This window comes from Halalkalibacter suaedae (assembly GCF_017939705.1).
GTDB lineage: Bacteria > Bacillota > Bacilli > Bacillales > Bacillaceae_D > Halalkalibacter > Halalkalibacter suaedae.
This window is the reverse complement of the sequence record NZ_JAGKSQ010000012.1, coordinates 78,030-98,461: the sequence shown is the minus strand read 5'-3', so window position 1 is coordinate 98,461 and position 20,432 is coordinate 78,030. Positions and strand designations below refer to the sequence as shown.

15 protein-coding genes, 9 tRNA genes and 1 rRNA gene are annotated in these 20,432 nt (G+C 39.3%); 22 read left to right on the top strand and 3 right to left on the bottom strand.

Annotated features, from left to right (window positions below; all coding sequences use genetic code 11):
* The first annotated feature begins 13 nt into the window (after positions 1-13).
* From rrf to J7W16_RS19895, 3 genes are all read left to right on the top strand, one after another.
* Positions 14-129: ribosomal RNA gene (gene rrf, locus J7W16_RS19905) — 5S ribosomal RNA — on the top strand.
* An 8-nt stretch (positions 130-137) separates the two neighbouring features.
* A tRNA-Asn gene (locus J7W16_RS19900) sits at positions 138-212 on the top strand.
* Between the two features lie 3 nt (positions 213-215).
* Positions 216-291, top strand: a tRNA-Thr gene (locus J7W16_RS19895).
* 220 nt (positions 292-511) lie between these two features.
* On the opposite strand, the gene J7W16_RS19890 is transcribed toward J7W16_RS19895, so the two are convergent.
* Entirely contained in the window at positions 512-700 is a 189-nt protein-coding gene (locus J7W16_RS19890) for a hypothetical protein (protein ID WP_210599224.1), read from the bottom strand.
* 141 nt (positions 701-841) lie between these two features.
* Between J7W16_RS19890 and J7W16_RS19885 the strand changes: the two genes are divergently transcribed.
* The 14 genes from J7W16_RS19885 (at position 842) to J7W16_RS19820 (ending at position 9,742) form a co-directional block, all read left to right on the top strand.
* Positions 842-916, top strand: a tRNA-Glu gene (locus J7W16_RS19885).
* Positions 917-951: 35 nt separating this feature from the next.
* Positions 952-1,027, top strand: a tRNA-Val gene (locus J7W16_RS19880).
* 16 nt (positions 1,028-1,043) lie between these two features.
* Positions 1,044-1,128, top strand: a tRNA-Tyr gene (locus J7W16_RS19875).
* Between the two features lie 6 nt (positions 1,129-1,134).
* Positions 1,135-1,209: transfer RNA gene (locus J7W16_RS19870), tRNA-Gln, on the top strand.
* Between the two features lie 104 nt (positions 1,210-1,313).
* Positions 1,314-1,386 (top strand) — tRNA-Lys (locus J7W16_RS19865).
* Positions 1,387-1,395: 9 nt separating this feature from the next.
* A tRNA-Gly gene (locus J7W16_RS19860) sits at positions 1,396-1,470 on the top strand.
* 9 nt (positions 1,471-1,479) lie between these two features.
* Positions 1,480-1,555 (top strand) — tRNA-Ala (locus J7W16_RS19855).
* 155 nt (positions 1,556-1,710) lie between these two features.
* Complete coding sequence (gene sigW / locus J7W16_RS19850) at positions 1,711-2,274, top strand: RNA polymerase sigma factor SigW (protein ID WP_210599223.1); 564 nt, start codon at positions 1,711-1,713, stop codon at positions 2,272-2,274.
* A gap of 15 nt (positions 2,275-2,289) precedes the next feature.
* Complete coding sequence (locus J7W16_RS19845; RefSeq protein WP_210599222.1) at positions 2,290-2,922, top strand: anti-sigma factor family protein; 633 nt, start codon at positions 2,290-2,292, stop codon at positions 2,920-2,922.
* 129 nt (positions 2,923-3,051) lie between these two features.
* Positions 3,052-3,879: a diadenylate cyclase CdaA gene (gene cdaA / locus J7W16_RS19840; RefSeq protein WP_210599221.1), complete on the top strand. Its 828-nt coding sequence runs from the start codon at positions 3,052-3,054 to the stop codon at positions 3,877-3,879.
* Positions 3,872-5,134: a CdaR family protein gene (locus J7W16_RS19835; RefSeq protein ID WP_210599220.1), complete on the top strand. Its 1,263-nt coding sequence runs from the start codon at positions 3,872-3,874 to the stop codon at positions 5,132-5,134. The genes cdaA and J7W16_RS19835 overlap by 8 nt, the downstream gene beginning before the upstream one ends.
* Positions 5,134-6,483 carry a phosphoglucosamine mutase gene (gene glmM / locus J7W16_RS19830; RefSeq protein ID WP_210599219.1) on the top strand — a complete coding sequence of 450 codons (1,350 nt, stop codon included), beginning with the start codon at positions 5,134-5,136 and terminating at the stop codon, positions 6,481-6,483. Before J7W16_RS19835 ends, glmM begins: the two co-directional genes overlap by 1 nt.
* A gap of 383 nt (positions 6,484-6,866) precedes the next feature.
* Positions 6,867-8,669, top strand: a complete 1,803-nt coding sequence (glmS, locus tag J7W16_RS19825; RefSeq protein ID WP_210599218.1) for a glutamine--fructose-6-phosphate transaminase (isomerizing) — start codon at positions 6,867-6,869, stop codon at positions 8,667-8,669.
* Positions 8,670-9,073: 404 nt separating this feature from the next.
* Positions 9,074-9,742 (top strand): helix-turn-helix transcriptional regulator, encoded by a 669-nt coding sequence (locus J7W16_RS19820; protein WP_210599217.1) that lies wholly within the window; start codon positions 9,074-9,076, stop codon positions 9,740-9,742.
* 224 nt (positions 9,743-9,966) lie between these two features.
* On the opposite strand, the gene J7W16_RS19815 is transcribed toward J7W16_RS19820, so the two are convergent.
* Complete coding sequence (locus J7W16_RS19815; protein WP_246880115.1) at positions 9,967-11,331, bottom strand: MATE family efflux transporter; 1,365 nt, start codon at positions 11,329-11,331, stop codon at positions 9,967-9,969.
* Positions 11,332-11,928: 597 nt separating this feature from the next.
* Here J7W16_RS19815 and J7W16_RS19810 point away from each other — a divergent pair.
* A complete protein-coding gene (locus J7W16_RS19810; RefSeq protein WP_210599216.1) occupies positions 11,929-12,915 on the top strand; it encodes a glycoside hydrolase family 43 protein in 987 nt (328 codons plus the stop codon).
* A 215-nt stretch (positions 12,916-13,130) separates the two neighbouring features.
* Here the strand turns inward: J7W16_RS19810 and J7W16_RS19805 are convergent, their stop codons facing one another.
* On the bottom strand, positions 13,131-14,030 hold the full coding sequence (locus J7W16_RS19805; RefSeq protein WP_210599215.1) for an HD-GYP domain-containing protein: 900 nt from the start codon (positions 14,028-14,030) through the stop codon (positions 13,131-13,133).
* A 313-nt stretch (positions 14,031-14,343) separates the two neighbouring features.
* Here J7W16_RS19805 and J7W16_RS19800 point away from each other — a divergent pair, with 313 nt between their 5' ends.
* From J7W16_RS19800 to J7W16_RS19785, 4 genes are all read left to right on the top strand, one after another.
* Complete coding sequence (locus J7W16_RS19800; RefSeq protein WP_210599214.1) at positions 14,344-14,991, top strand: rhamnogalacturonan acetylesterase; 648 nt, start codon at positions 14,344-14,346, stop codon at positions 14,989-14,991.
* 128 nt (positions 14,992-15,119) lie between these two features.
* A complete protein-coding gene (bglB, locus tag J7W16_RS19795; protein WP_346726976.1) occupies positions 15,120-16,205 on the top strand; it encodes a beta-galactosidase BglB in 1,086 nt (361 codons plus the stop codon).
* 72 nt (positions 16,206-16,277) lie between these two features.
* Positions 16,278-18,152 carry a rhamnogalacturonan lyase gene (locus J7W16_RS19790; RefSeq protein WP_246880114.1) on the top strand — a complete coding sequence of 625 codons (1,875 nt, stop codon included), beginning with the start codon at positions 16,278-16,280 and terminating at the stop codon, positions 18,150-18,152.
* 5 nt (positions 18,153-18,157) lie between these two features.
* A complete protein-coding gene (locus J7W16_RS19785; protein ID WP_210599213.1) occupies positions 18,158-20,149 on the top strand; it encodes a beta-galactosidase in 1,992 nt (663 codons plus the stop codon).
* Positions 20,150-20,432: the final 283 nt, after the last annotated feature.

Here is a 20,432-nt window from a genome sequence, read left to right as displayed (position 1 = left end):
AGGTTCAATATAGTCTGGTGGCGATAGCGAAGAGGTCACACCCGTTCCCATGCCGAACACGGTCGTTAAGCTCTTCAGCGCCGATGGTAGTTGGGGGCTTCCCCCTGTGAGAGTAGGACGTTGCCGGACAAAAACATTCCACAGTAGCTCAGTGGTAGAGCTATCGGCTGTTAACCGATCGGTCGTAGGTTCGAGTCCTACCTGTGGAGCCATGTGCTTCCATAGCTCAGTAGGTAGAGCACTACCATGGTAAGGTAGGGGTCAGCGGTTCAAATCCGCTTGGAAGCTCCAGGAGAATACATACATTATGCATCTTTCAGCTATGGCTGGGAGGTGCTTTTTAGTTTTTTGGGGTGTTTCTTTAAAGGATTTATGGCTAGGTAATATCAATGCCAAATATAATATAAAATTAAAGCGAAGTGTATGCTAAGAAAAAACGGGTTTCATGGCAACCAGTGGGATCATCATGAAACTCAGGTTATATTGCCTTACTTAAAAATATCTACAAATCCTATTCCTTGCCTTTTGGTTGGATTCGTTTAATACCTGTGATACTTTTGACTAATTTAGAGTCAATGCCGTAATCAAGCATGCATTCTGCTACTTCTAGTTTTGTTTCTTCTTTTGCTTGATCTCTTACATATTTCATCATTTCTACTAAGTCAGTATGTAGCTTCATCATATTTTGTAATTCACGCATAAAAAATCACTCCTTAGGCTTAATAGGTTAATTATACGAATGTACGTTCTGTATTTCAAGTGTATAATTAAGTTGAAAATAGGGGTTGTCATTTGAATTATATTTAGGTATAATACTCTTTGTCAGTGAAAAAATATGCAAGGCCCGTTGGTCAAGCGGTTAAGACACCGCCCTTTCACGGCGGTATCACGGGTTCGATTCCCGTACGGGTCACCATTATTTTTTATATGTTGAAATAATATTATAGACATGGAGGATTAGCTCAGCTGGGAGAGCACCTGCCTTACAAGCAGGGGGTCGGCGGTTCGATCCCGTCATCCTCCACCATTCATTTGATTTTAATGGAGGGGTAGCGAAGTGGCTAAACGCGGCGGACTGTAAATCCGCTCCTTCCGGGTTCGGCGGTTCGAATCCGTCCCCCTCCACCACTACAATGGGCTATCGCCAAGCGGTAAGGCAACGGATTTTGATTCCGTCATGCGTTGGTTCGAATCCAGCTAGCCCAGCCATTCTATTATTAATTGTTGTTTATTTATAAGTTTGAGTGAATACAGCATTGACTAGTAATCTAGCTTAAAAGTCATGTTAAGGCTCAGAGTATGAATAGTCTCAAGAGCCATTAGCTCAGTTGGTAGAGCATCTGACTTTTAATCAGAGGGTCGAAGGTTCGAATCCTTCATGGCTCATCAGGTTTTGCGGAAGTAGTTCAGTGGTAGAACACCACCTTGCCAAGGTGGGGGTCGCGAGTTCGAATCTCGTCTTCCGCTCCAAATTTAATAGGGGCCTTAGCTCAGCTGGGAGAGCGCCTGCCTTGCACGCAGGAGGTCAGCGGTTCGATCCCGCTAGGCTCCACCAATTAACTATAATTTTCCATAGATGTGAAATCTATGGTTTTTTGTTTGTCGAAAAAGATCCAAATTCTTCTATTTATGCTATGATAGAAATAAATGAAACCTAAATGAAGGTTAATCGTATACTATGTCAGAACCGTGTAGGTAGGGGTTAAGGAAATGGATAAGATTGTTAAAAGGTTAATTGGGGAAGTGAGAAAAGGAGATCAAGAGGCTTTTGCAGAAATCGTTGAGTTGTTCAAAGATAAGGTATATCAGATTTCTTATCGGTTAACTGGCAACGTACACGAAGCTCAGGATATTGCCCAAGAAGCTTTTCTGCGTGCATATACAAATATTGATCGTTATGATATAGATCGAAAGTTTTCTACATGGCTCTTTAGAATTACAACAAATGTAGCAATTGATCGTTTACGTAAAAAGAAACCAGACTTTTACCTTCAGGAAGAAGTTAAAGGTATGAGTGGAATGACATTGGAGTCGCAATTTTCTACTGATGAAGAGCTACCGGAAGATCAAGTGATTACCCGTGAAATGCAAAATTGGGTACAAGATGAGATTAATAAATTGCCTGTTAAATATCGAACCGCTATTATATTGAAATATATTGAAGATCTTTCAATAAATGAAATTAGTGAAATACTAGATATGCCTGCCTCTACAGTGAAAACACGAATTCATCGTGGGAGAGAAGCATTAAGAAAGAGAATGCGCCATTTATAGGAAGGGGGCTTACTAATGAAATGTGAACAGAATTTTGATAGGATCATTGAAGCATATATTGATAATGAGGCAACTCCAGCTGAGACAAAACAACTACATGAACATCTAAATCATTGTGAGTCTTGCAAGCAGCGCGTGCAAGAATTAAATAAAGTCATTGCTTTTGTACAAAGTTCTTCACATATTGCAGCACCTGATGATTTTACAGCTTCTGTGATGAAAAAGTTACCCCAGAAAAGGCAAATGTCAAAATGGAAGCAATGGACTCGAAAGCATCCTTTACTAATAGCTGCGGCTGTTTTCTTCTTGCTCATGGCTACTAGCTTGTCAATGTGGAATGACGAGGAACAGCTTGTTGTGAAGGGTTCTACGAAATTGTCAATAAATCAAGAAAATGGGGTTGTAATTGTTCCAGAAGGTGAGGTTATTGAAGGTGACCTTACTATTCATAACGGGAAGCTGCAAGTGGAAGGTGAAATTAAAGGGAATGTCCTATTAGTTAATAGTGATACGTACTATGCATCAACAGGACATGTCACTGGTGAAATACATGAAGTGAACCAAATGCTAGAATGGGTTTGGTACCACATCAAGTCCTTCCTTAAAGATGTAGTCGCACTATCAAATGGAAAAGAGACAACGGAATGAGATAAGGGGTGCCATCTAAAGATTAAACAACCTTTAGTGACACCCTGCTTCTTGTTAATTAGGATAATTCCCTCTGTTTTGTGATATAATGGACAACAGTTGATTTTACGTAAGTTTGGGGGCAAAGCCGTGTTTTCATTAGGGGATGATTATCGTTGGCTCACATATGTTGGGCAAGTTATTGATATATTGCTTGTAACCTATGTTATTTACAAGCTTATTATGATCGTAAAAGGAACAAGGGCCGTTCAGTTGCTTAAGGGAATAACAGTGATATTAGCTGTTTTATTTATAAGTAGGTTCCTTGGTTTACGAACGCTAGAATTTATTATGAACCAGACTGTTATCTATGGGGTTTTAGCCATTCTGATTATTTTCCAGCCAGAGCTTAGAAGAGCGTTGGAACAATTGGGTAGAGGGCGTTTCTTTTCAAGTCGGACGATACCAGAAGATGATGTGTCCAAGAAATCAATAGACGCTATTGTTAAGGCTACAACGTATATGGCTAAGCGACGGATTGGTGCACTAATGTCACTTGAACGTGATACGGGCATGAGTGATTATGTAGAAACAGGTATAAAAATGAATGCAAATCTAACGTCAGAATTGCTAATCAATACATTTATTCCTAACACGCCACTTCATGATGGGGCAGTTATCCTTAAGGATCATACGATTCTTGCTGCAGCATGCTACTTGCCACTCTCTGAAAACCCGTTTATCTCAAAAGAACTTGGGACAAGACATCGTGCTGCACTTGGTGTAAGTGAGGTAACCGATGCAATTACAATTATTGTTTCTGAGGAAACGGGTAACATCTCTTTAACGAAGAACAGTGAGCTTCACCGGGATATTGGTGAAGAACAATTACGATTATTGCTTGAAGAAGAAATTTTAACTGAAGGTAAGCAATCAACCACTTCACGTTGGCAGTGGGGAGGGAAGAAAAATGGATAAGCTTTTTAACAGCCATTGGTTTGTCAAAATCATTTCATTCTTTATTGCTTTGATGCTTTTTGCAATGGTTAATATGGACAACCTGAATAATCAACCAGGTGTGTTACCTGCGAAGCAAGTACCCTATTCGATAGGGGAAGTAGCTCTAGACATTATATACGATAGCGAAACATATGAAGTTGTTGATCAACCTGAAAGTGTCCAAGTTAATTTAAAGGGACCACAAACATCGATAACTAGATTTCAGTTATCGCGAGGTTCTTATGAGGTTTTTGCTGATTTAACAGGGCGAGAAGAAGGAGTACATACGGTTGATGTCAAATATAGAGGTTTCCCAAGTGATCTTTCAGTTACAATTGTTCCGCAATACGTACAGGTTGAATTACAGGAAAAGCAAACGGTCTCTTTACCAGTTCAAGTTGAGTTGCTTAATTCTGATGAGGTGAAAAAAGGCTATTCGGTTGGAACCCCGATTGTTTCACCAGTGAATATCGAGGTTACAGCTGCAAGGGATTATGTTTCCCAAGTGAAGGTAGCAAAAGCAACAATTGATGTTTCAGGTGCGGATGAAACGATTGAAGAAGCAGCACCTGTTAAGCTATATGATGCGAATGGAGATGAATTAAGCCTCACTCCAGAGCCGTCCGTGGTTGATATAAGGGTTCCTGTAACGAGTCCAAACCGAGTTGTTCCAACAAGAGTAAATCGAGTTGGTGAGTTACAAGATGGGATTAGTATTGAAGAGTTGACGATTGAACCAGCGGAAGTAACGATTTACGGCCCAATGAATGTGATTGAAGATATTAATGTTATCGATGTTGGTGAGCTTGATTTAAGTAAAATCACAGAAAGCCAGACATTAGAAATGACAATCCCTCTTCCACCGGACGTCGAGAGTGTTTCGCCTGAAGAGGTAACGGTAACGGTAACGATTACTATTGAGGAGACGAAGGAGTTTCCGGACATACCGATTGAAATTATTGGAGCAAGTGATCAAACTGAAATCACATTAGAGGAGAACCCGAATAGGCTATTGACGATAACGGCAAGAGGTTCAGGTGAACTATTAGATAAGTTAACGGCCTCAGATATTCAAGCCTATATTGACGTTAGTGATTTATCCCCAGGTGAACATAGTGCGGAGGTTCAAGTGAATGGTCCTCCAAATATCAGGTTTGAATTAGAAAACACAACAATACCGATTACGATACAAAGCAGTTCTGAGTCGATGCTTTCTGAAGGAGAGAATGATTAATGGGAAAATATTTTGGTACAGATGGTGTGCGAGGAGTTGCGAATACAGAGTTAACCCCAGAATTAGCCTTTAAATTAGGGCGAGTGGGTGGATACGTATTAACGAAGATGACTGAAAAGCCTCGAGTAATTATTGGCCGAGATACACGTATTTCCGGAGAAATGTTAGAGAGTGCTCTAGTAGCTGGTTTGCTTTCAATTGGTGCAGAAGTCATGCGTCTAGGCGTAATTTCGACTCCTGGTGTAGCTTTCTTAACTAAAGCACTAAGTGCCAATGCTGGTGTCATGATCTCAGCTTCACATAACCCAGTACCAGACAACGGAATTAAATTCTTTGGGCCAGATGGATTTAAACTACTCGATAAGCAAGAAGAAGAAATTGAGCGATTGTTAGATAGTGAGGAGGATACCCTCCCACGTCCAGTTGGTGGTAATCTTGGTCAAACAACTGATTATTTTGAAGGTGTACAGAAATATCTACAATTCCTAAAGCAGACTGTCCAAGAAGACTTCTCAGGGATACATGTGGCGTTGGATTGTGCTAATGGTGCAGCATCATCATTAGCTCCACATCTATTTGCTGATTTAGAAGCAGATATCTCTACAATGGGGACATCACCAAATGGTGTCAATATAAACGAAGGCTGTGGGTCAACGCATCCTGAGGAACTTGCCAAGTTCGTTCTAGAGAAGGAAGCTCAAATTGGTCTAGCGTTTGATGGTGATGCCGATCGTTTAATTGCAATAGATGAAAATGGTGACATTGTTGATGGCGATAAGATTATGTTCATCTGTGCGAATTATATGAAGGAACAAGGCTGGCTTAATCATGGAACAGTAGTATCAACAGTGATGAGTAATCTGGGCTTCTACAAGGCTTTAGAGCAACAAGGAATTGAAACGAAGCAAACTGCAGTTGGCGATCGTTATGTAATGGAGGAAATGAGAAAGGGAGGATATAATCTTGGTGGCGAACAATCAGGACATATTATCTTCCTTGACCACATTACAACCGGTGATGGCTTATTATCTGCACTGCAGCTTGTTAACATTATGAAAATGACGAATCGTTCCTTATCTGATCTTGCAGGAGAAATGGAAACCTTCCCGCAAAAGCTGGTCAATATTCGTGTGACTGATAAATATGGCGTTATGGATAATGATGCGGTACTTACATCTATTGCTAAAGTAGAGGAAGAAATGAATGGAGACGGTCGTGTGCTTGTTCGTCCATCAGGAACCGAACCACTTGTGCGAGTGATGGTTGAAGCAAAGACAGAAGAATTATGTGAAAGCTATGTTAATAGTATTGCAGAAGTTGTAAAGTCTGAGCTTGGATTAAAAGAATAAATTAATTTATATATGCATATGTAGCACGAAACAGGCTACATATGCATATTTTTATTGTGTACTGGTATCCCTATCTTGATAAGGATTGACGCTCATCTATGGATAAGGTATGATGATGTGTAGTCATAAGAGATTGGAGGACCGGGGAATAGAATTAAATAAGCGCCAGGACTACATGATGTGTAGTTGACGAGGAGAGGGTTTATCGAAGTGTTCGGCGGATGCCCTCCGGTTGGAGCATGACAACCGTTAAACTTCTGTGAAAAACATGGAGGCAACTCTATGCACAAAAGCAGAAGTACCATGCCTTCTAAAAAAATATAAAGAGTGGGGGCAAGAATGCCCTCGTGCTCCTTGCCTCCACCTACGGGAGGTATCACACTATGTGTGGAATTGTTGGTTATATCGGAAATGAAGATGCGAAAGAAGTATTATTACGTGGTTTAGAGAAACTTGAATATCGTGGCTATGATTCAGCTGGGATTGCTCTTGTAAATAACGAAGGTGTTCATGTATTTAAGGAAAAAGGTCGTATTGCAGCATTACGTGGTGTCGTTGATACTACTGTGGAAGGTACAGTAGGTATTGGACATACACGCTGGGCAACTCACGGTGTTCCAAGTCGTGTTAATGCTCACCCACATCAAAGTGAGACTGCTCGCTTTACATTAGTTCATAATGGAGTTATTGAAAATTATGAACAACTTAAGCGTGAATATCTTTCTAATGTAGAATTTCAAAGCGATACAGATACAGAAGTTATTGTTCAGCTTGTTGAACAATTTGTAGAAGCAGGTAAATCGGTTGAAGCTGCCTTCAGTCAAACGCTATCACTTCTCAAAGGTTCTTATGCTACAGCACTTCTAGATAAGCAAAACAAGGATCTTGTCTATGTTGGGAAGAACAAAAGCCCGCTTCTTATTGGACTAAGCGATGGAGCGAATGTGATTGCGTCTGATGCGATGGCTGTCCTTCAAGTCACAAACCAATTTGTTGAAATCGTCGACCAAGAGGTTGTTTTGGTTAGTCGTGACAATGTAACAATTAAGAAACTTGATGGTACTGTTGTTACACGTGAGCCATTTACTGCTGAGCTTGATGCAAGTGATATCGAAAAAGGTACGTATCCTCATTTCATGTTAAAGGAAATCGATGAACAGCCTTTCGTTATCCGTAATATTGTTCAAAAGTATCGTAATGATGATGGAAGTGTTCGCCTTGATGACAGCATCCGTCAAGCAATGAGTGCTGCTGATCGTGTCTATATTATTGCAGCAGGAACTAGTTATCATGCTGGTCTTGTTGGTAAGCAGCTGATTGAAAAGATCGCTCAAAAGCCAGTTGAAGTGCATATTGCAAGTGAGTTTCTATACAACATGCCGCTTCTTTCCGAAAACCCACTCTTTATTTTTATTTCACAAAGTGGAGAAACCGCAGATCTCCGCGGGGTACTTGTTGAAGTCAAAGAACAAGGCTACCCAACATTAACGATTACGAATGTACCAGGTTCGACGCTATCGCGTGAAGCTGATTTTACACTTCATACGTATGCTGGACCTGAAATTGCCGTTGCCTCAACAAAGGCATATACAGCTCAAATGGCTGTGTTAACACTGCTTGCAGTAAACACTGCTTCTGCAAGAGGAATCGAACTTGATTTCGATCCAATCCAAGAGCTTGGAATTGTTGCGAGTGCAATGGAAACATTATGTGACCAAAAGGAAGAGCTTGAACAAATTGCTCGCGACTATTTAGCGACAACACCTAATTGCTTCTTCATTGGTCGTGCTGCAGATTACTTTGTATGCCTAGAGGGTTCTCTTAAGTTAAAGGAGATCTCTTACATTCAAGCAGAAGGCTTTGCAGGTGGCGAATTAAAGCATGGTACAATTGCTCTAATTGAAGACGGCACACCTGTAATTGCGATTGCAACACAAAGCCATGTCAATCTTAGCATCCGTGGAAATGTGAAAGAGGTTGCTGCTCGTGGTGCCAACACATGCATCATCAGTATGGAAGGACTAGAGCAAGAAGGAGATTCACTTGTGCTACCAAAAGTGCATGAGTATCTGACGTCACTAACTACCGTTATTCCATTACAGTTGATCTCTTATTATGCAGCTCTTCATCGTGATTGTGACGTTGATAAGCCGCGTAATTTAGCTAAAAGTGTAACGGTGGAATAAAAGGTATTTAGTGTTTATATGACTGTGTAGATTTTAAGTAAAGATGTACCGCTTATAAAAGTCGTACCGTTTTAATGGGCGTTCCTTATGAATAGGGAACGCTTTTTTTTTCGTAGAACTAAGGATATTAATATTAAAATTAAGTGGTGGAGTAGTCGATGTTGTTCAGCTAAAAGGAATCAATTTTTCTTTGCTCAATTTTGTTGCTTATCGTTGTAAACCTGCAATTTCCTAACGCTATCCTTGTAAAAAATATTCTAATTAATTTATTTTGTTAAAGTATGAAAAACGTTGATATATCAAGGATGACAAGAATCTTGTCTTTGAAAAATCAAGATGTGAAAAAGATTATCTAGCTATTGAAATGAACCTTAACTATCCTAATTTCAGAAAGGAGACAAGTTATGAATTTATCTGAAAAAATTAAAAAGGTAAGAGCAGAAAAAAGTTTAACTCAAGAACAATTAGCTGAAAGATTGCAGGTATCAAGATCAACAATATCGAGTTGGGAAACAGGGAGAAGTTATCCTGATTTAGAAATGGTTATTGAAATCTGCGACTGTTTTAACGTTTCTTTAGATTTTTTACTAAGAGAGGATGAAAAAATGGTGAGGAAATTGAATTTTGGAATCAAGCAGAAAAGAATGTTGACAGTATTAGTGATTATTTTAACAGTATTGTTAGTCAATACATTTGTAAGTACAATATCGTTTAAAGCAAATCCAAATAGTTTGGAAATTAGTAATGTTAATATGGTAAGAGATTTAAGTTATAACGGAGAAGATCCAAACAGGGATTGGAATACAACAATTAATTTAACTGTAAAATCTAAAAATTTATTCTTTAAACCAATTGGAGACGATATGTTAGTTCACAATGAAAATGGAAAATTATCATTACAAACAAATTGGGCATTTAGTATTTTATATTTTTTCGATATACATCGTTTTGTTAAGGCTGACCAGTCAGTCTTAATTGATGAAAATGTCTCAAATGAAGATATTACATTGGAATTGCGTGAAGACAAATCGAATAAATTAATTTCATTTGAAATATCTACTATAAATAACTAAAACCAAATTGTTATTGGGGTACTACCAGGAAATCGCAACTTCCTGACGGTACCCATTTAGGTAGTAGCTTTGAGATAAAATTGCGATGTTGATTAAGTTTGCCAATAAAATAAGGGCAATTTTTGATGAATTAAGTTAGTAGATCAAATCGGAATAGATTGGTTTGTCTCGTCAAACTAATTGAGGCTAGTTATGTCCCAGCTTTCCACCTAGAAGTGAATTAATTAAGATACTTGAATTGATTCTATATGCTGGATAAGTTTTCTTTCCCACTTTCTCCCTGTCCAGCGTCTGTAATGAATTACCCCTCTGACCCATTCATCAAAAGCATGTGCTATCCAAACACCTAACACGCCAAATCCTAAGTGGATTCCTAGTAGATAGGCTAATGGAACTTTTAGCCCCCACATCGAAATAATCGCCATTAATAATGGAAACTTTACATCTCCAGCCGCACGGAGTGAATTAATAATAACGTGGTTAAATACTCTACCAGGCTCTAGGATGATACAGAATAGTAGTATCGCTGATCCGATTGTGATAATTTCTAAATCATTTGTAAATACGTGGAGGATCTTCTCGCGAAATAGCGATACAATCATGATCAGACCGACTGTGATGCCAAATGCCCATTTTAAACTACGTAATAATTGATTGTATGCTGTTTCTACTTTTTGGGCACCAAATAATTGTGCGACAAGAATTTCCGTCCCCTCACCAATCGCCATACCAATTAACATGAAAAACAAGACAATATTCGAAGCATAAATATGTGTTGCTAAAGCAGTAGCACCCATCATTGTCACCATTTTGGTTACCATCATTTGGCTCAAGTGAAATGAAAGCCATTCAAGACCAGAAGGGACACCAATTTTCAAAGTCATCCCAATTTCACGCCATTTAATTTGAATATAATCTCTCCATACAATTGGAACCTGAATTCGTCTATATAAAAGGAATAAAAGAATAATAAAACCTAAGATTCTACTAATTGCTGTAGAAATAGCGACACCCATGACACCAAGCTCTGGAAAACCAAATAGCCCATAAATTAATACAGCATTACCGATTACGTTCACTACGTTCATACCAATACCGACATACATCGTGTCCATCATAAATCCGTGTGAGCGAATAACAGGCCCGATCGTAAGCATGACTGCTTCTAAGAACAAGGTTCCGCCAACAATAAGCAGATAGATTTTAGCGAGCTCCGTTAATTCAGGTGATAAGTGATAGAAGGATAATAGCGAATCGTGGTTTAGAACGAACAGAATACTAAGAGCAATTCCAAATGCGAAATTTAGGGTGATGGCAGATGCGGCAATCTTACTTGCATCATTGAAGTTTTTTGCACCTACGTATTGGGCTATGATCACACCAACACCTAGACCTAATAGATTTAATAGAATAATTGAAAAGTCTAGTAACTGTCTTGTTACTCCAACTGCTGCCACCGCATGATCAGAAACATGGCTTAACATAAACGTATCGACATTCCCCATTAATATATGAGTAAGCATCTCTACAAAAATCGGCCAAGTAACTGAAAATGCAGTAAGTGTTCTTATTTTCTTCTTGTTGTTCAAGTTAAGCTCCTCCAATGTAACATTTATGCATGAGTTTCTCTTTAAGGAGCATACTGATGGCTTTTTATTATTATTATAATGATATTCTACAAGGATTCATTAATTAATAAAAGTATTAATTAACTAACATATATAATGATTATTCAATTATAGAAGAATAAGTATTCAATAGTACGAGGCTGAGACATAACTAAAGTGCCTGACTGAAAATCCGAATAAAGCAATCCTTTAGCGGATGAAATATACGTAGACTCCTGCGGGATTTAAAAGCCAAAGTTGAGACCCCGCAGGCGAAGACGAGGAGGCTCAACGGCTTCCCGCGGAAAGCGAAGTATATTTCAGGAGCGGTGTCCTAAGGTCATACCCCTTCGTTCGTTTTTTAGTTAGTTCAAACACTTTTGTCCCAGCCTCATTTTGCATGAGATTTGAGTTGATAGAGTAATTTTTGCTTGATATTAGATTAATTAATTTATTAATAGGGTTATAATTATATTAAATGTATTGAAAAAGGTGTTTTACGGATAGTATTATAAATAGTGAGTAACTAGATTAAATAGCATAAAAAATAGTAAAGAAACTAGAGGAGTGTGTATTTATATGACAGAAAAAATATTAAATCCCATTGTATTACAACGGGCAGACCCATTCATTTATAAACATACGGACGGTTATTACTATTTCACAGGTTCTTATCCTCTATATGATCGTCTTGTGCTTAGAAGAGCTAAGACACTAAACGAGCTGCATGATGCAGAAGAAGTTACAGTTTGGTGGAAACATGAGTCGGGACCATTGAGTGAATTGATTTGGGCTCCTGAAATCCACCGTGTTGATGGCAAATGGTATATGTATTTTGCCGCGGCTCCTGATACTAACATCGATGATAATACGTTTAACCATAGAATGTATGTAATCGAGAATGAATCGGATAATCCAATGGAAGGAAATTGGGTTGAAAAAGGTGAAGTAAAGACGGAAATGTCAACGTTTGCCCTGGACGCGACCACGTTCAATCATAAGGGTGAGCAATACTACGTTTGGGCTCAACAAGATTTAGACATTAAAGGGCATTCAAATTTATACATTGCGAAAATGGAAAATGCATGGACTCTATCAACCAAGCCAGTCATGTTGACTAAACCTGAATTGTCTTGGGAAATTCAAGGATTTTGGGTCAATGAAGGTCCTGCTGTTTTAGTTAAAAATGGGAAGGTTTTTATTACTTACTCAGGTAGTTCTACTGGTGTAGACTATTGTATGGGAATATTAACTGCAGATGCGGATGCTGACTTATTAGATCCAAACTCTTGGACAAAGAGTCAGGAACCTGTTTTCCAAAGTGCACCAGAAAATGAACAATACGGACCAGGACACAATTCCTTTACAGAATCTGAAGATGGTAAAGATACCATTTTAGTGTATCATGCACGTAATTATACGGAATTGATTGGGGACCCTTTATTCGATCCGAACCGTCAAGCTAGAGCACAAAAAGTCGAGTGGGACGATCAAGGGAATCCTGTTTTTGGTAAGCCACTTCCAGACGATAGATGGACTCCCAAGACAACTGACATTGTAGAGTAAGGGTATAGCTTTTTAACTTTAAAATACTAAGAAGAAACTAAAATAATATCGTACGCAAAAACGCTTGGGGTCATTTAACCTCAAGCGTTTTAATATATTGTGCTGTTCTACCTATGTTCATGAATTAACGTAAATAGTGGAGTTGATTACCACACGGATGTAGCACAGAATTAAATTTAAAGAAAGAAGCGATGAGGCCTCTAATGAGGGGTAGTTCAATTCTTAAACGTACTAAGAAAAACATCCACAATTTCTGGGTCGAATTGAGTTCCTTTATTTTTGCTAATTTCTTCAAGAGTATGGTTAAGATCAAATTCATTTCTATAAACCCTTTTGGAAATCATTGCATCAAAAGTGTCAGCAACAGCAACTATTCGAGCAACTAAAGGTATCTCATTTCCTTTTAATCCCTTTGGATACCCTTTGCCATCATATCTTTCATGATGATATAAAACAATGTCTAAGACGCCATTCTCATAAAAGTTCGAGACATGTTTAATGATATCGTAACCAATTTCTGGGTGGGTTTTTATTGAATTATACTCCTCATCAGTTAATTTCCCCGGCTTTGTAAGTATATATTCAGAGATGCCGATTTTCCCAATATCGTGTAATAAACTTCCTACACGAATAATATCGCATAAGTCTTTTGATAAATTCATCTTGTCAGCTATCTTTAAAGAGTATTTTGATACATTTTCAGAATGATGCCAAGTATAAGAATCTCTGGAATCTAAAGCGTTAGCTAATGCGGATGTTAACTCAATATAGGTTGATTTTACCTTTTGAGCATACCTCATCAGTGAAACTGAGATAAATGTAATTAATAGATAGTTACATGAAAAAATAAGTAAATTATTTAAACTTAACTCTGAATCGGGTATGAAGAAAAACCTACTTAAAACCACAATCATTGTAAACAAGGTAAGAAATAAAGCGGATTTATTATAAAAGCCAATCCCTAGAAATATTACAGTAATAATATACAGGATAAAAAAATTACTGTTGTTCAGTGAAATAACGTGATTTAATACCACGCTTGAAATAAAAAGGATAAAAAAGCTATGACGGAAAAGATATGGTCTATTTAAGCATTTATCTATTGTATTAAACATAGCAACTCCTCTTTAATAAAAACCCTTTCATTCTAAACCTTAAGCATTTATTTACAAATATAGGATCATTATCGGCACTTCTAATACATTTTTATACTCCCGCAACGATGAGATAAGTTACATAGATATCTGTTCTAAAATGAATTTAACCCCTGTTTTCGGAAGTATCGCCACTCCTACACAAAAGTGTGATAATCCCGCAAAAATGTTCTACTCGAAATTTTTGGGATGCAAAAAAGTCTAAAGGAAAGTAACTTCTAGATGTGTTACTTATAAATAAGGACGAAACTTCAATTGAAGGGAGAGGTTTTTTATGACTGAACAAATAAATGTTTATCTTGCTGCAGACTCAACCGTCCAAACTTATAGTGAAAAGGATCAGGGTGGATGGGGAGAGTTTCTCCAGCTTTATTTTAACTCCGATGTAAAGGTATTAAATCACGCCATCGGTGGCAGAAGCACGAAGACGTTCATTGAAGAAGGTAGGCTCGAAGCAATCGTAAATGAGATTAAAGCTGATGATTTCCTATTTGTTCAAATGGGACATAATGATTCGACTAAAAGCAAACCTGAACGATATACAGAACCTTTTACAACTTACAAGTCATATCTACAAGAATATGTAGATGGGGCAAGGCGGAAAGAGGCTACTCCTGTTTTAATTACACCAGTTGCAAGGCTCCATGTTGAGGATGGCGTGTTTATGAATGATTTTCCTGATTACTGTCAGGCAATGAAAGAGGTTGCCATAGAGGAAGAGGTCATCTTAATTGACTTAATGAGTAGGAGTTTAGATCATCTTGAAACAATTGGTTATGATGAAGCTTTTACCTATTTCATGGCAGCTGTAAATGAAACAGATTATACGCACTTTACGAAAAAGGGTGCAAATGAAATAGCAAAGGTTGTAGCACATGCCATTAAGGAAAGTCCGCTTACTCTTTCTAGCTATATTAAATAATTGTTTTTTGTAAGAATCAATTGAATTATTACATTTAACGACCAAGACGTAACTAATAGAATAAAAGAGAGCGATAAACTATATATCTTGCAAATATATCTTTTCACAGAATTAAAGGGGGAATTATTGTGCACAGACATGAAATTGAACAGAAAATTGAGTTACTTATTGATAATCTCGTTAACTTAAACGATCCAGACGGCAAATATGCGATTCCTCTTGCCGATGGCAGAAAGATTGATAATAAGAGTTTTAATTACTGGGAATGGACCGCGGGTGTTGGTCTCTACGGGATGATGAAGTATTACAAGCTAACGAAAAAGGAAGAGGTATTAGCTATTATTATCAAGTGGTTTGACGATCAATTCAAAGAGCTTCCGGTGGAGAAAAATGTTAACACGATGGTACAAATGTTAACGCTTGCATATCTGTATGAAGAAACGGGGAACCCAACCTATCTCCCGTACCTTGAAACCTGGGGCGATTGGTTATATCACGATATGCCAAGAACAAAGGATGGAGGCTTTCAGCATATCGTTTTTGGTTCTGAGAACAAACAGCAGTTATGGGACGACACATTAATGATGAGTGTCCTTCCCTTAACCAAGATTGGTCTGTTGCTGAATAAACCGGAGTATATCGAAGAAGCCAAGAAGCAATTTCTGCTACATATTAAGTATTTATTTGATAAGAAAACAGGTTTATGGTTCCATGGCTGGACGTTTGAAGGGAATCATAATTTTGCTGAAGCACTTTGGGGACGTGGAAATTCATGGGTAACGATTGCGATCCCTGAGTTTCTAGATTTGATTGAGCTTCCTGAGAATGATTCGGTTAGGCAGATGTTGATTTCTACGCTTGAGAGACAATTAGAGGCACTCGAGACGTGTCAGCATGAAAGTGGACTATGGCATACGTTATTACTTGATCCAACCTCTTATGTTGAAGCATCTTGTACAGCGGGTTTTGCGTTTGGAACATTACGAGCTGTAAGGAAGCGTTATGTTGATCAAACATATTTGAGTATGGGGCTAAGAGCAATTGGTGCTGTTACTGAGCAGATTGATGAAAAGGGAGAATTGCAGCATGTCTCGGCTGGAACAGCGATGGGTGAAACAGAGGAATTCTATAAACAAATTCCTGTAACTGGAATGCCGTATGGTCAATCCATGGCTATTCTTGCTCTAGTAGAGTACTTATATCATAGAATCTAGAATAAACAGATGGGAGAATTTCAAAGTATTAAGCAGGGATGAAGTAAATTACATGCTAGGAGGATGATTGGAATGTCTAATGGACATAACGGAAACGGGAATACAGGTGAACCAAGGCAGATGGAAAGATTAGACCGGGGTCTTGTTGCTATTAAGACCAGAGACGGTGTTTATATTGGGTGGCGCTTACTTGGAACGGATCCAGAGGAAACCGCATTTAATCTTTATCGAGATGGGAATCTTGTCAACGAAACCCCAATTACATCTAGCACTAACTATCAGGATCAACATGGGAGTAGTGACTCACTTTACTGCGTTTGTGTAGTTTTGAATGGAGAAGAACAGCGTCCTACAGAAACGGTTTCTGTCTGGGATACTCAGTATTTGAATGTTCCTCTTAGGAAGCCGGACGACGGAGTTTCCCGTGATGGAGTTTCTTACACGTATCATGCCAATGACGCTAGTGTTGGTGACGTCGATGGAGACGGTGAATATGAAATTATTTTAAAATGGGACCCATCTAACTCCCATGACAATGCTCATAAAGGCTATACAGGAAACGTCTACTTAGATGCTTACAAACTTGACGGGACACAGTTATGGAGGATTGACCTAGGTAAAAATATTCGTGCAGGGGCTCATTATACTCAGTTCTTAGTCTATGACTTTGACGGGGATGGCAAAGCAGAAATTGCCTGTAAAACGGCAGATGGCACTGTTGATGGGACAGGTAAAACGATTGGTCATGCAGAGGCCGATTATCGAAATAGTGATGGATTCATTTTGGAAGGGCCTGAGTTCTTAACTATTTTTGAAGGAACTACGGGAAGAGAGCTCGAGACAACAGATTATGATCCTCCTCGCGGGAAAGGGTCTGATTGGGGTGATGACGAGGGGAACCGAGTCGATCGCTTTCTAGCATGTGTTGCCTATCTTGATGGGGTACAACCAAGTCTAGTCATGTGCCGTGGTTATTACACGAGGGCTGTCCTTGCCGCCTATAATTGGCGTGACGGGAAGCTTACGAAAGTATGGACGTTTGATAGTCTTGAACCAGGAAATGAGGGCTATGCCGGACAAGGAAATCACAGTGTGAGTGTAGCAGATGTAGATGGTGATGGAAAGGATGAAATCATCTACGGCTCCTGTGTCATTGATCATGATGGAACAGGCTTGTATACAACAGGTCTTGGGCATGGTGATGCGATTCACGTAGGGAACTTAATTCCAAGTAGACCTGGATTAGAAATTTTCCAGGTTCATGAAATCCCACAAGAAAAGGGGACAGAAATTCATGATGCCAAAACAGGAGAGATTTTATGGGGAATTCCATCAATAGAAGACGTCGGTAGAGGGATGGCAGCCGATATCGATCCACGTTACGAAGGAGCAGAGGTTTGGTCATCTACTCATTGGAAAACAGGTGGGGCTGGACTATATAGTAGTTCCGGTGAAAAAATAGCTGATACGAATCCACAGTCCTTCAATTTTGCGATTTGGTGGGATGGAGATTTGCTACGAGAGCTACTTGATCATGATTTCAATGAAGAAACAGGTGTGGGTGTTGGGAAAATTGATAAGTGGGACTACGAAAACGGCAAGCTCGTTAACATTTTAACAGCTGACGGAACGAGATCGAATAATGGTACAAAAGGGAATCCTTGCTTACAAGCTGACCTATTTGGTGATTGGAGAGAGGAAGTGATCTGGAGAACAGATGACAGTACTGCTCTTCGCATCTATACAACAACAGAAGTGACAGATCACCGAATCTATACCTTGATGCATGATCCCAACTATCGATTAGCGGTTGCATGGCAAAATGTTGCGTACAATCAGCCTCCTCATCCAAGCTTTTATCTTGGACACGACATGGAGCAACCGCCAGTCCCGAATATATTTGAAGTTGGAAGAAGAATAGAAGAGACCACAGGAAATAAGAGGTGAAATGTATGAGTAGAAAACTATACCACGGTGCCGCCTATTATCCGGAGCTATGGAATGAAGGGGTTATAGAGGAAGATATCCAACAGATGAAAGAGGTTGGGATTAATGTTGTAAGGATGGGTGAATTCGCCTGGTCCAATACGGAGCCTGAGAAAGACAAATTTGATATTGAATTTTTCACTTCAATTATTAATCGACTCTATGAACATGGTATTGAGACCGTGATGTGTACACCGACACCAACACCTCCTAGATGGTTCAGTTATGGGCATCCAGAACGAATGTATGTTGATCATGAAGGGAAGGTGATGGACCACGGATCAAGGCAGCACGCTTGTACCAATCACCCCTACTTCAGAGAAAGAGCTGCACTTGTTACCGAGAACCTTGCAAGGGCAGTTGGTTCTTTACCTGGGGTGATAGGCTGGCAAATTGATAATGAGTTTAAATGCCACGTAAGTGAATGTATGTGTCACACATGTAAAGAGCAGTGGCATGACTGGTTAAAGAATCGATACGAAACGATTGAAAATCTAAATGAAGCTTGGGGCACAAAGATTTGGAGTGAATACTACCATAGCTTTGAAGAAGTACCACAGCCTGGACCTGCTCCTTTTCTTCATAACTCATCGTTAAGTACGATGTATCAATTGTTTTCAATGGAAAAGATAGCTGAGTTTTCAGATGAACAGGCAGAAATAATTAGAGGTTATTCTAAAGCACCGATTACACATAATAGTTCGATTGCTTTTAGTGTCGATAATGAGAGACTCTTTAAGCATCTTGATTTTGCATCGTTTGATACGTATGCAGCCTATGACAACTTTCCGGCTTATTTGATTAATAGTGATCTATGGCGGAACTTCAAGAAGGGCAAAGGTTTTTGGGTCATGGAAACGAGTCCATCTTATGCAGCTTCCCTTGAAAGTCATGGTACGCCTCATCCGAATGGGTATCTAAAAGTGGAAGCAGCTGCTGCATATGCTTTAGGGGCTGAAGGATTTTGTTATTGGCTATGGCGCCAGCAGCGTGCTGGCTGTGAACAGCCACATGGTTCAGTCTTAAGTGCCTGGGGTAAACCGACAGTTGGTTATCAAAACGTGTTGGAAGTAGAACAGCTCCGAAAAGACATTGAGCCGGTTATTTTAGCAACCACACCTAGTCAGGCTCAGTTGGCTATCACTTATTCTGACCGATCCAAGGCCTTTTTGAAAACAGAGCCACATCGTAATCTTAGTCACCGTAGCCTAGTCACTGATTTTTATGAACGTATTTTAACAATGGGGATCCATAGAGACCTCATACCCGAAGAAGCCAGCTTAGATGGCTATAAGGTATTGATGACTCCATTTATCCATTATTTGTCCTCTGAATATATTAAACGTGCAGAGCAATTTGTTAAAGAAGGTGGAACATGGATTGTTGGTCCATTAACCGGAGGACGAACAGAGGAGCATACGGTTCATACTGACTTTGCTTTGGGTGAATTAGAAAGAATATCAGGTGCAGACGTTCTATTCACCTATCCGATGGATGACACAGGCTCAATTGGCAGAGCTTTTGATGTCTCAGCACCACTTGGCATGTGGAGCTCCGTATTTGAACACAACCAAGATACAGTTGTTGGAACAATTGAAGAAGGACTCTCAGCTGGAAAAGCATTTATCACAGAGCATGCTTTAGGAGCTGGAAAGATTGTAATGCTCGGATCGCTGCCACTTGGTGACGCTGGAGATCAATTAATTCAACGTTTAGTTGATCATTACTGCGTTGGAGCAAATGTTTCTCTTCGAACAGACGTAACAAAAGGAACGATTGTCGCTCCAAGACAAGGCGATGGATATTCAATTTGGTTTGTCATTAACATGGACGGAAACGGAGGCAGTGTAACGCTTCCGAAAGAAGGACTCGATATGCAAACAAATACGAAAGTAAACCCAGGTACACTCAAGCTCGAAAAATTTGAATACCGAGTCATTCAATTTAACGAAAAATAGAACACGCTCAACTGCAGGGCCACTGAAAAAGGGAATGGACTTTCAGTGGCCCGTATCTGGTTAAAGAACCTGTTATTATCTTTAATCTTGATGTCAACAAATGAAGTGTGAAGTTGCACTACCAAATTTTCATATCTCTTAGCTATCAGATAATTGTCTTTCTACAACAATTATTTATTTTCCTCTTAGTGAAATGGAGCGGAAGCCACTCGACTCCTGCGGGAACTAGAGGAAAGGCTGAGACCCCACAGGCGAAGCCGAGGAGGCTCAGCTCCTCCCCGCG

Coding starts and splice junctions, on each gene's coding strand:
- J7W16_RS19890 (WP_210599224.1), bottom strand. CDS start 700: ATGCGTGAATTACAAAATATGATGAAGCTACATACTGACTTAGTAGAA.
- sigW (WP_210599223.1), top strand. CDS start 1,711: ATGGATAAGATTGTTAAAAGGTTAATTGGGGAAGTGAGAAAAGGAGAT.
- J7W16_RS19845 (WP_210599222.1), top strand. CDS start 2,290: ATGAAATGTGAACAGAATTTTGATAGGATCATTGAAGCATATATTGAT.
- J7W16_RS19835 (WP_210599220.1), top strand. CDS start 3,872: ATGGATAAGCTTTTTAACAGCCATTGGTTTGTCAAAATCATTTCATTC.
- glmM (WP_210599219.1), top strand. CDS start 5,134: ATGGGAAAATATTTTGGTACAGATGGTGTGCGAGGAGTTGCGAATACA.
- glmS (WP_210599218.1), top strand. CDS start 6,867: ATGTGTGGAATTGTTGGTTATATCGGAAATGAAGATGCGAAAGAAGTA.
- J7W16_RS19820 (WP_210599217.1), top strand. CDS start 9,074: ATGAATTTATCTGAAAAAATTAAAAAGGTAAGAGCAGAAAAAAGTTTA.
- J7W16_RS19810 (WP_210599216.1), top strand. CDS start 11,929: ATGACAGAAAAAATATTAAATCCCATTGTATTACAACGGGCAGACCCA.
- J7W16_RS19805 (WP_210599215.1), bottom strand. CDS start 14,030: ATGTTTAATACAATAGATAAATGCTTAAATAGACCATATCTTTTCCGT.
- J7W16_RS19800 (WP_210599214.1), top strand. CDS start 14,344: ATGACTGAACAAATAAATGTTTATCTTGCTGCAGACTCAACCGTCCAA.
- J7W16_RS19790 (WP_246880114.1), top strand. CDS start 16,278: ATGTCTAATGGACATAACGGAAACGGGAATACAGGTGAACCAAGGCAG.
- J7W16_RS19785 (WP_210599213.1), top strand. CDS start 18,158: ATGAGTAGAAAACTATACCACGGTGCCGCCTATTATCCGGAGCTATGG.